General features: G+C 62.7%; 16 protein-coding genes. 12 read left to right on the top strand and 4 right to left on the bottom strand.

What is annotated here, in order from left to right:
- From D3872_RS21835 to ygfZ, 3 genes are all read right to left on the bottom strand, one after another.
- On the bottom strand, window positions 1-427 hold a 427-nt coding region (locus D3872_RS21835; RefSeq protein ID WP_147373960.1), incomplete at its 3' end, for an NRDE family protein.
- Complete coding sequence (locus D3872_RS21830; protein ID WP_119812768.1) at window positions 418-708, bottom strand: DUF4936 family protein; 291 nt, start codon at window positions 706-708, stop codon at window positions 418-420. The genes D3872_RS21835 and D3872_RS21830, both read right to left, overlap by 10 nt.
- A 7-nt stretch (window positions 709-715) precedes the next feature.
- Window positions 716-1,738 carry a CAF17-like 4Fe-4S cluster assembly/insertion protein YgfZ gene (ygfZ, locus tag D3872_RS21825; protein ID WP_119812767.1) on the bottom strand — a complete coding sequence of 341 codons (1,023 nt, stop codon included), beginning with the start codon at window positions 1,736-1,738 and terminating at the stop codon, window positions 716-718.
- A 101-nt stretch (window positions 1,739-1,839) separates the two neighbouring features.
- Between ygfZ and mltG the strand changes: the two genes are divergently transcribed.
- From mltG to D3872_RS21765, 12 genes are all read left to right on the top strand, one after another.
- Window positions 1,840-2,826 (top strand): endolytic transglycosylase MltG, encoded by a 987-nt coding sequence (gene mltG / locus D3872_RS21820; protein ID WP_119812764.1) that lies wholly within the window; start codon window positions 1,840-1,842, stop codon window positions 2,824-2,826.
- Between the two features lie 12 nt (window positions 2,827-2,838).
- Window positions 2,839-3,468 carry a dTMP kinase gene (gene tmk / locus D3872_RS21815; protein ID WP_119812763.1) on the top strand — a complete coding sequence of 210 codons (630 nt, stop codon included), beginning with the start codon at window positions 2,839-2,841 and terminating at the stop codon, window positions 3,466-3,468.
- Window positions 3,468-4,502: a DNA polymerase III subunit delta' gene (locus D3872_RS21810; protein WP_119812762.1), complete on the top strand. Its 1,035-nt coding sequence runs from the start codon at window positions 3,468-3,470 to the stop codon at window positions 4,500-4,502. The genes tmk and D3872_RS21810 overlap by 1 nt, the downstream gene beginning before the upstream one ends.
- Before the next feature lie 10 nt (window positions 4,503-4,512).
- Window positions 4,513-4,890 (top strand): PilZ domain-containing protein, encoded by a 378-nt coding sequence (locus D3872_RS21805; RefSeq protein WP_119812761.1) that lies wholly within the window; start codon window positions 4,513-4,515, stop codon window positions 4,888-4,890.
- Window positions 4,891-4,907: 17 nt separating this feature from the next.
- On the top strand, window positions 4,908-5,426 hold the full coding sequence (locus tag D3872_RS21800; protein WP_119812760.1) for a GNAT family N-acetyltransferase: 519 nt from the start codon (window positions 4,908-4,910) through the stop codon (window positions 5,424-5,426).
- A 50-nt stretch (window positions 5,427-5,476) separates the two neighbouring features.
- Entirely contained in the window at window positions 5,477-6,256 is a 780-nt protein-coding gene (locus tag D3872_RS21795) for a TatD family hydrolase (RefSeq protein WP_119812759.1), read from the top strand.
- 7 nt (window positions 6,257-6,263) lie between these two features.
- Complete coding sequence (locus D3872_RS21790) at window positions 6,264-6,920, top strand: ankyrin repeat domain-containing protein (protein ID WP_229459466.1); 657 nt, start codon at window positions 6,264-6,266, stop codon at window positions 6,918-6,920.
- Between the two features lie 132 nt (window positions 6,921-7,052).
- Window positions 7,053-7,976 (top strand): class I SAM-dependent methyltransferase, encoded by a 924-nt coding sequence (locus D3872_RS21785; RefSeq protein WP_119812758.1) that lies wholly within the window; start codon window positions 7,053-7,055, stop codon window positions 7,974-7,976.
- A gap of 100 nt (window positions 7,977-8,076) precedes the next feature.
- Window positions 8,077-8,322 carry a hypothetical protein gene (locus D3872_RS21780; protein WP_119812757.1) on the top strand — a complete coding sequence of 82 codons (246 nt, stop codon included), beginning with the start codon at window positions 8,077-8,079 and terminating at the stop codon, window positions 8,320-8,322.
- A 128-nt stretch (window positions 8,323-8,450) separates the two neighbouring features.
- Window positions 8,451-8,651, top strand: coding sequence for a hypothetical protein (locus tag D3872_RS21775; RefSeq protein ID WP_119812756.1), 201 nt, complete (start codon window positions 8,451-8,453; stop codon window positions 8,649-8,651).
- Window positions 8,652-8,767: 116 nt separating this feature from the next.
- Window positions 8,768-8,995, top strand: a complete 228-nt coding sequence (locus D3872_RS21770) for a DUF6139 family protein (protein ID WP_119812765.1) — start codon at window positions 8,768-8,770, stop codon at window positions 8,993-8,995.
- A 52-nt stretch (window positions 8,996-9,047) separates the two neighbouring features.
- Window positions 9,048-9,818, top strand: coding sequence for a M48 family metallopeptidase (locus D3872_RS21765; RefSeq protein WP_119812755.1), 771 nt, complete (start codon window positions 9,048-9,050; stop codon window positions 9,816-9,818).
- 313 nt (window positions 9,819-10,131) lie between these two features.
- Here the strand turns inward: D3872_RS21765 and D3872_RS21760 are convergent.
- Window positions 10,132-10,505: lipase family protein (locus D3872_RS21760; RefSeq protein WP_147373959.1), on the bottom strand; the 374-nt coding region annotated here is incomplete at its 5' end.

The raw sequence follows: 10,505 nt of genomic DNA, 5'->3' as shown, positions 1-10,505 counted from the left end.
GCTTGCCGTTGCGTTCGTCATCAAAGCCCCGGTTCGAGAGCCAGTACAGGCCGGTGCGGTCGCCCAGCACCAGGTTGAACCCGTTGTACGCGCCGGTATCGGGCGCGATGGCGGCGATGTAATCGGCTGCCGACAGGTCGCCCGCCAGGTAGTCGGCCACCAGCGCACCGCGCGACGGCGCATCGGGGCGCCGTTCGTTCGGTCCGCGGATGTTGGTGATGGCGGCGAAGCGCGGCCCGTTCGGACCGTCCTGCGCAATGCCCATCCACGTCCCGCCGGCCTGCAAATCGCGGCCCGCGATCACGTGCGGATGCTCGGGCCATGCGTCGGCAGCGGTGGCGGGGCGGTCGTAGAACTCGTCGCGGTTGGCCGCCGCGATCAGCGGAATTCCCGGGATAACCTGCCAGGCGAAGACGATCAGGCACATGGCTCGGGTTCCACAAATACTTCGGCATGGCGGGCGTCCTCGATCAGCGGCAGGATGCCCGCTTCCTGGACGGCTGCCTTGAGCGCCGCTTCGAAGCCTTCGCCGGCGCCCGGATAGATTTCCATCCAGGTGCGCAGGCCATCCTTGCTTTCGGGACGGTGGCGGATTTCGCCATAGACGCCGGTGGCGGCGCCTACTTCGGCCTGCATGATGCGCAGGTACATTTCAAGCGCGTCGGCGTTTTCGTCGCGCACCTTGTAATAGACATAGAGATCGAACATGGCGTCCTTACAGGTCGAGCGCGTCCAGCGCATAAGGCATCGGCTGGAATCGCAACGGCACGCCGGCAGCCGAACCCAGGCGGATGTCACCCTGTTCCAGCGAAGCCAGCTTCATTTCAACGAGCGCATCGACGCCGCCCTTGCCGTTCGGCGCAGCATTGACCACCATGCCGCAGGGCTGGTCGGGATCGGCCACGTCGAAAACTTCGGCGCCGGGCGCGACGCCGGCGGCATCGATGCTGGCCAGCGCGGTGCGGCGCTTCAGCTTGCCAAGATATTGGCTGCGCGCGACAATTTCCTGCCCGGGATAGCAGCCCTTCTTGAAGTTGACGCCGCCGATCAGCTCGTAATTCACCATCTGCGGCACGAACTGCTCTTGCGTGGCCGACAGTATCTGCGGAATGCCGGCGTGGATTTCGGCCAGGCGCCATGCATCGGCGCCGCCATACGCCAGCGTTTCGCGCAGGCGCGGCAGCACGTCGGCGGCGGTCTCCTGCGAGCAAAGCCACTGATAGCGGGGCGCGCCGAACGCGTCGCCCAGGCGGATCACGGTGCCGAGGGGGTGGTCGATGCGGGTGTAGGGCGCCTCCGGCAGCGTACCCAGCACCTGCTGGAGCGCGGCGTGGGCGCAGGTTCCACCCAGTCCAAGCATTACTTGATTTGCAGTATCGCCAGACACATCGGATAATCTCGCTTTTGCGCGCAGAACAAACATCGACAAGCGCTTTTGCAGTGCAGCACGCAGTTCGGCTGGAAGCTGCAGGAAAACGGAGTCGGCGTTGCGCCACATGAGGAAGGTCGCCATCAGGCGGCCCTTTGGCGAGCAGTAGCCGGCCAGGCGCGCTTCCGACACGCCGAGGTGGGCGACGTCGTTGGTCAGCTGGCTGTGCAGGAAGGCGGCGGCGTCGTCGCCGGTGACGGCGATGATCTCCAGGCCGGCGGCCTCGGCGACGAAGCCGGTGGCGAGTTCATCGGCCGTAAGTACAGGCGCGGTCTCCGGCGCGGCGATATGGTCATTCAACATATTCATATTGTTCATTTGTTTGCCGATTAAAGCTTTATCATTACGGGCTCATTATAAAGATGTCGAGAAATTCGCGCCGGAAGCCGCGCAAAACCAAGGGATCGGGTATGGCGTTCATAAGAAAGATAGCAGTCGCGGCGATCCTCGTCACAGCCGCTGCCGCAGCGGGCTTTGCGTATTGGGCAGGCAAACCGATCACCACGGGCGATGAAGCCATCGCCTTTACCGTGCTGCCGGGCAGCGGCGTGGCATCGGCCAGCCAGCAGATCGCCGCCGCCGGCGTGCCGGTCAATCCAACCATGCTGTCGATGCTGGCGCGCCTGACGCAAAAGGCCTCGCGCATCAAGGCCGGTACATACGAGCTGAAGCCGGACACCACGCCGCGCGGCCTGCTCGACCAGATGGTGCGCGGCGAGTTCGCGCAGGAGTCGCTGACGATTATCGAAGGCTGGACCTTCCGCCAGATGCGCGCGGCAGTCGCGGCCAACCAGGGCCTGAAGCACGACACCGTGCAGATGAGCGACGACGAGCTGATGGCCAAGGTGTCGTCCGAGTTCAAGTCGCCCGAAGGCCTGTTTTTCCCGGATACCTACCTGTTCGCCAAGGGCGCCAGCGACCTGCAGATCTACAAGCAGGCGCACACCATGCTGCTGACCAAGCTGAACGCGGCCTGGGAGAAGCGTGCGCCCAACCTGCCGTACACCTCGCCTTACCAGGCGCTGATCATGGCGTCCATCGTGGAAAAGGAAACCGGCAAGGAATCCGAGCGCCCGATGATCGCCGCCGTGTTCGTCAACCGCCTGAAAAAGGGCATGATGCTGCAGACCGACCCGACTGTTATTTATGGCATCGGATACAAGTTTGACGGCAATATCCGCAAGAAGGACCTGGAAACCGATACGCCGTACAATACGTATACGCGGACCGGCTTGCCGCCGACGCCGATCGCGCTGCCGGGCGTGCGCTCGCTGGCTGCGGCCCTCGGCCCTGCCGATTCCGACGCGCTTTACTTCGTGTCGCGCGGCGACGGCACCAGCCAGTTTTCCGGCAACCTGACCGACCACAATCGGGCAGTAAACAAATATCAGCGATAGGCTTCGCGTTTCATGACTCAAGGTACAGCAGTGCGAGGCAAATTCATCAGCTTCGAAGGCATCGACGGAGCGGGCAAATCGACGCACATCGGTTTCGTGGCCGACTTTCTGAAGACGGCTGGCAAGTCGGTCGTCTCGTCGCGCGAGCCGGGCGGCACCGGCGTCGGCGAAAAGCTGCGCGAAATGCTGCTGCACGAAAAAATGGACCTCGAAACCGAAGCCCTGCTGATGTTCGCCAGCCGCCGCGAGCATATCGCCCAGGTGATTGAGCCGGCCATGGCGCGCGGCGACTGGGTGCTGTCCGACCGCTTTACTGACGCCAGCTTCGCCTACCAGGGCGGCGGCCGCGGCCTCGACCGCGCCAAACTGGAGACGCTGGAGAACTGGGTGCACCCGCACCTGCAGCCCGACCTGACCCTGCTGTTCGACGTGCCGCTGGAAGTGGCCCGCAAACGCCTCGACGCCACCCGCACGCTGGACAAGTTCGAACAGGAGCAGGCCGACTTCTTTTCCGCCTGCCGCAACGAATACCTGCGCCGCGCCGCGCAATTCCCGCACCGCATCGTGGTGGTCGATTCAACCCGCACCATCGACGAAACGCGCGCCCAGCTGACGCACGTGCTCGAAAAACTAATTGCCTAATGACTAAACCGATCTATCCGTGGCACGTGCCAGCCTGGGAACAGCTGCAGCAGCTGCGCGCGCGCATGCCGCACGCCATCCTGTTCTACGGCGCCGAGGGCACCGGCAAGGCCGATTTCATCGAGGCCTTCGCCCAGTCGCTGCTGTGCGAAAACGTGCGGCCGGACGGCTCTGCCTGTGGCGCCTGCGTTTCGTGCGGCTGGTTCGAGCAGCACAATCACCCGGACTACCGCCGCGTGCGTCCCGAGGCGCTGGAAGACGAACCGCCGGCCGAAGGCGAAGACGGCGCGGAGCTTGACACCAGGAAGTCGAAGTCGACCAAGGCGCCGTCCAAGGAAATCAAGATCGAGCAGATCCGCGCGCTGTCGGACTTCATGAACATCTCGACCCATCGCCAAGGCTTGCGCGTGGTGGTCGTGTATCCGGCCGAGGCGCTTAATACGCCGGCCTCGAACGCCTTGCTCAAGACCTTGGAAGAACCGCCGCCGGGCACCGTGTTCCTGCTGTCGTCCAATAGTCTCGACCGCCTGCTACCGACCATCCTGTCGCGCTGCCGCAAGTTCGCGCTGCCCATGCCGGACCACGCAGCCGCGCTGGCCTGGCTGAAGGAACAGGGTCTGCCCGATGCCGACAGCTGGCTGCGCGAGCAGGGTGGCGCACCACTTGCTGCGCTGGCACAGTCCGAGTCGGGCAACCGCGAGGACATGGATGCGCTGCTGCAGGTTCTGGCCCGTCCCGGCATCGACGGCGCGCTCAAGGCCGCCGAGAAACTGAGCAAGGCGGCGCTACCGTCATTGGTTTCATGGCAACAGCGTTGGCTGTACGACGTGCTTTCGTACAAACTGTCGGGCAAGATCAGGTACTATCCTCGTTACGAGAAGGAACTTGCAGTGCTGGCGGGCAAGGTGCACACTGCGAACCTGATGCGCGCAATCAAGGGCACGAATGAGCGGCGCGCAATCGCCGACCATCCGCTGTCGGCAAAACTTTTTGTCGAGGACATGCTGCTTGATTACACTGCATGTTGTGCTTGAAAGGATTTGAATGACAAGTACCCCTACCGATACGAGCGTTCCGCAAGTTCCGCGGCCGTCGGTGCTGTCGCTTGCGATTAAGGAAAAAGCAGCGCTGTACGCTGCGTACATGCCTTTCCTGAAAAACGGCGGCATGTTCGTCCCGACCGCCAAGCCGTACAAGATCGGCGACGAGATTTACCTGATCCTGGCGCTGATGGACGATCCGAACAAGTATCCGATCGCCGGCAAGGTCGCGTGGATCACCCCGGCCGGGGCCAATAACAACAAGGCCCAGGGCATCGGCGTGCATTTCCCCGACGACGAAGCCGGCCAGCGCGCCAAGCTGCGCATTGAAGAAATCCTCGGCGCCGCGCTGCGGTCTTCGCGCGCCACCCACACCCTCTGATTCGCTTTTCCCGTTTTATGCCCTCATTCGTACACCGGCTTGCACGCCCCGAAGACCTGCCTTCCATCGTTGATATTTACAATTCCACCATCGCCTCGCGGGAAGTGACCGCGGATACCGAGCCGGTATCGGTGCAGTCGCGCCAGCAGTGGTTCGAGGAGCATGATCCGGCGCGCAGGCCGCTGTGGGTGATTCACGATGCGGACGACAAGTCGGCCGACCCGGCGGTGATTGGGTGGATGTCGTATTCGAATTTCTACGGTCGTCCGGCGTATTCGGGGACGGCGGAAGTGTCGATTTATATCGCCGAGGCCTGGCGGGGCAGGGGATTGGGACGCTATTGCCTGGAGCAGGCGATCGCTTACGCGCCGGAAATTGCGGTGCATACCCTGCTGGGGTTTATTTTTGGGCACAATGCGCCCAGCCTGGGCCTGTTCAAGAAGTTCGGCTTCGAGACGTGGGCGAACTTGCCGCGTGTCGCGAATCTGGATGGGGTTGAGCGCGACCTGATCATTCTCGGCAAACGGGTGACGTAAGCAATCGATGGCCCCCACGGGCACGTAGGTGCATCGCGTACAATGTCGGAATGTACATCGATTCCCATTGCCATATCAATTTCCCGGAGCTTGCCTCCCGGATGCCCGAAATCCTCGCGAAGATGGCGGAAAACCGTGTCACGCATGCCTTGTGCGTGTCGGTGGACCTGCCCGACTTCCCCCAAGTGCTGGCCCTGGCCGAGCAATATCCCCATATTTACGCGTCCGTCGGCGTCCACCCGGATTACGAAGACACGCCCGAACCGACCGTCGAACAGCTGGTCGAACTGGCCGACAACCCGAAGATTATCGCCATCGGTGAAACCGGGCTGGATTACTACCGCCTCGAAGGCGACCTGGAGTGGCAGCGCGAGCGCTTCCGGACTCACATAAGAGCTTCAAGAATCACGCGCAAGCCCTTGATTATTCACACAAGGGCGGCCAGCGAGGACACCATCCGCATCATGCGCGAAGAGGGTGCGGGCACGGGAGACGGCGGCGTCGGCGGCGTCATGCACTGCTTTACCGAATCGCTGGAAGTGGCACTGGCCGCGCTCGAGATGGGCTTCTACGTCTCGTTCTCCGGCATCGTGACCTTCAAGAGCGCCAAGGACCTGCAGGCGGTCGCCCGCGCGGTGCCGCTCGAGCGCATCCTGATCGAAACCGATTCGCCCTACCTGGCGCCGGTGCCGCATCGCGGCAAGATGAACGAGCCGGGCTTCGTCTGCCATGTCGCCGAGTACCTCGCCACACTGAAGGACGTTCCCCTCAGCCAGGTTGCCGAACAGACCACCGAAAATTTCTTCAATCTTTTCAAGCTGGTACGTTAAGGACCTCATGGCAAACATGCGATTCCCCTTGCAAGTGGTGCTGGCCGTCGCGCTGTCGTTCGGCGCCGTGGGCACAGCGATGGCGGACGACGTCATCGGCTTCTTCACCGCCGTCCAGGTCGACAGCGAACGCGCGGTGAAGAAGGCGATCGCCAGCGGAATCGATCCGAACGTGCGCGATCCGCGCAGCGGGGAAACCGCGCTGATCATCGCCATGCGCGAAGATTCCATGAATGTTTTCAAGGCCTTGCTGGCCGATCCTCGCACGCAGCTTGAACTTGCCGCGCCAAACGGCAATACCGCGCTGATGATGGCGGCATACAAGCGCAACAAGGAAGCGGTGCTGGCACTGCTCGCCAAGGGCGCGAAAGTCAACCGCGCCGGATGGTCGCCGCTGCATTACGCGGCCGCCGGCGGTGCGGACGACATCGCCCGGATCCTGCTCAAACGCGGCGCCGCGCTCGATGCCCTCGCTCCCGGCGACCTGACGCCGCTGATGCTGGCGGCTCGAGAGGGTCAGGACTCGGCCGTCTCGCTCCTGCTCGAGGCCGGCGCGAATGCTTCCCTCAAGAGCGGCGAAGGCCTGACCGCCATGCAAATCGCCGCGCGCGCCGACAAGCCGCTCATCGTCGCCATCCTGTGCGACCGTTCCCCGGCCCGCTAAGCATGGCCCCACGCAGCCGCCCAGGCTGCGCAATCGCGGAACTGGCATGGAAAGACTGTCTACCTCGCTGCACCGCCGCATCCCGATGTTGTCGATAATTGCCCTATTACATCAAATAAGGCGGGGACACCCATGCGGAACGAAAGCGAAATCGAGAGCTCTTACCTTGGTCAGTTCATCCCTGTCCACTACCATCACAACATGCTGATGGACCAGAACCGCATGCACGGTTTCAAGTCGGCGATCCATTACGCGGTCAAGCCCGGCGCGAAAGTGCTGGAGCTGGGCGGCGGCACCGGTGTGCTGTCGTGGTTCGCGGCAGCCGCCGCGTCCAAGGTCTATTGCGTCGAGTACAACCCGGACATGGTTCGGGAAGCGCGCAAGAACATGGCGCTGAACCCGAACGGCAACAAGGTCGAGGTAATCCACGCGGATGCCTTCGACTACCTGCCGCCCGAGCCGATTGACGTTGTCATCTGCGAAATGATCCATGTCGGTATGCTGCGCGAGAAACAGGTCCAGGTGATCGAATCGTTCAAGCAACGCTATCTGGAACGTTTCGGCGGCCCACTGCCGGTGTTCCTGCCTGAAGCGGTACTGATGGCGGTGCAGCCAATGCAGCTGGAATACGATTTCGAAGGTTTCCACTCACCGATTGTCCAGTTCCACCAGACCCACGTGATCCATCCGGGCGTGGTCGAGCTTGCCGCGCCGGCCGTGTACAGCCTGCTCGACTTCAGCCAGCCGACCGACACCACCATCGCGTGGGAAGGGGAGTGCGTGGCCGAACGCAGCGGCACCGTCAATGGCCTGCGCTTCATCACCAAGAACATCCTGGCCATCGTGCAGGAAGAAGGCCGCACCATCGACTGGCTGAATCACTACATGAGCCTGCCCGTTGCGACGCCGCTGGAAGTGAAGGCCGGCGACGTCATCCAGCTTGGCTTCGCCTACCGCGCCGGCGGATCGATCCCGTCGCTGGAAGCGTCGATCCGCGTTTCGCTGGCCGAGGACATGGTTCCCAAGGTTTTGCCGAACAACACCCGCCACGCCTGAGCCCCGCCTGCGCCCGGCGTCCGCGCCGGGTGGTTTTCCTGTCCATGAAGGCCGCCAGCCCGTAAAATGCGGGTTTGGCTCACCGACATCGAATCTCACCATGGAAAACAAAGACCAGCGCTACCTCGTCCAGCAGAACAAGATCACCGAGGAAGGCAAGCCGCCCGTGTTCGCCAAGGTCATGCGCAGCAAGGAAGGCAAGTTCGAAGGCGTTTCCTTTATCAAAAACAAGGAAAAAGCCACGGTCATGACGGTGGCCGAAGCTCAGGAAGCCATCGACTGGGCCCTGAGCAAGAAGCCCAACTCGCGCGAATACGCCACCAAGATCATCTGCCTCGGCCAGTAAGCCGCTACCGTTTATCCCCGTTTCGCGGCCCTTGTCCGGCCGGAATGCAGCTGGTCGCATGCCGTTTGCGGCGGACGTCCGCTGTCCGTACAGTAAGCACACTGTCCTTTCTCGATGCGGAGTACGTGATGCTCAGTTTCATGGTGTGGTTGCTTGTGCTGTTCCTGTGCTGGCCGCTGGCCCTGCTGGCCCTGGTGCTGTGGCCGCTCGCCTGGCTGGTCACCTTGCCGTTCCGGCTGATCGGCATCACCTTCGACGCCATGTTCGAACTGCTGCGCGCCATCGTGATGTTGCCTGCGCGCATACTTGGTAGTGCGCCGGGCCGATAACCCGTCAATGTGGGCGAACTAACAGACAGAACGGCCGTCCTTCTCCAAAGTAAGGAAACGGATCCCGCGCTCATCCGATGGCGCGGGCTGCCCGTTTTTTGGATAAGGAATCGATCATGCGCTTGGACATCTACCGCCGGCCCGAACAGGACGGCAAATTCTCCTACCTCGCAGTCCCGGAAACCCGCAACATCCCCGAGGAGGCAACCAATACCGACTGGGTGGTCGAAGCAAGGGCGGTCGAGGTGGATGATTCCGCCAATCAGATCCCGGAATACGCCATCGCCCAGCTGACCGAACAGCTGACCGAAAAAGGCTACGCGGTCACTTCCGTGCTGCACTGAGCCGGCCGCCGTATGAAACTTACCCTGATCGGGCAGGGGGGGGCTCGCATGTATGGCTGCCGCGCTAGCGGCTTGCGCCTCGACCACGAGTCCTGGCGCGGTCGACGTCGACCGCAGGCAATTGCTGATTGTCCCGGCCGAGCAGGTCGAGCAGATGGCGCGGGTAAGTTTCAACGAACAGAACGACAAGGCGAGGGCGGCGGGTAAGCTCGTCACCCAGGGGCCTGAATACGAACGCGTACGCAATATCGCCGCGCGCCTGCAGCAGCAGGCGCCGGTATTCCGCCCCGACGCGGCACAGTGGAAGTGGGAACTGGCGCTGATCGATTCGCCGGAACTGAACGCCAGCTGCGCGCCCGGCGGCAAGATTACCGTCTACACCGGCATCATGCGCACCCTCCATCTGACCGACGATGAACTGGCGATGGTGATCGGGCATGAAGTGGCGCACGCGCTGCGCGAGCATGGCCGCGAACGCGTTTCGCAGGCGATGGCGCAGAACCTGCTTGGGTCAGTGGTGTTTGGCGCGCTGCAGACGTCAGAGGCGCAGGCAAAGATGGCAGGGCAGGTGGCCGACGTGCTGCTGACGCTCCCGAATTCCCGCAAAAATGAAACCGAGGCCGACAAGATCGGCCTGGAACTGGCGGCGCGGGCCGGATTCAACCCGGCCGCCGCAGTCAGCGTATGGCAAAAGATGGCTGCCGCCAGCACGGGCGCGCGCCCACCGGAGTTCCTGTCCACCCATCCCGCACACGACAGCCGCATCGCCGAACTGACGGCGATGCAGGCGGCGGTCGTGCCCCTCTATGAAGCAGCCCGGTAGGCAACGCATGGTTTAGGGTGGAAGGCCGCTACCCGGCGGCATATATCGCGTCGAATGATATTGCTGAAGGCCGGCGCGGGCGCCTATTTCCCGCTCACTGCAACGGCGGCGAGGGTAAGGGCGCGCGGTCAAGAGCACTTTCAGGCGCGGCGGCGACGTCGGGCAGGCGGTGAGGACGTAGCACGAAGATGCAGGGAAAGCATTATTGCTCCTGAATGCACTGAGAGCGGCAACATTAGCATGAAGGCAATCAGTCAGGTGGAATTGTGCGCCAGCCAGGGCGGACGACGCATCGGCTGCGTCGCCGCGATGGTCAAGGGATCAGGCGTGAAATTCGAGGAATGTATGTTTCGATACGGTGCTCGCTGAGCCGCGTCAAGAATATCGAGGGGCGCTGAGGAGCATTGCCGGGGACGAGGCCGGCTTCGAGACAGTATTCGTGTGAGGGCGAGGTCCGGTATCCCATGAGTTCCGGCGGCAGCCGCGGGGCGGGATCCTTTAGGGCATAGGTATGGTAGGGGTAGGGCAGCATCGACGTGGTCAGGCTGTTTCCGTAACGTGGCATACCGAACGTGTAGCAGCTCTGCGAAAAAATGGGGCGGGTATAGTTCTGGAACTCGTCCATCCCATGCAAGATGGCGGCCATTGCGCCGCCGAGGGAATGCCCGGTGATGATGACCGGGCGAC

The organism is Massilia cavernae, from assembly GCF_003590855.1.
Lineage (GTDB): Bacteria > Pseudomonadota > Gammaproteobacteria > Burkholderiales > Burkholderiaceae_D > Telluria_A > Telluria_A cavernae.
The sequence above is the reverse complement of the archived record's forward strand: the minus strand, read 5'-3'. Positions and strand labels throughout refer to the sequence as shown.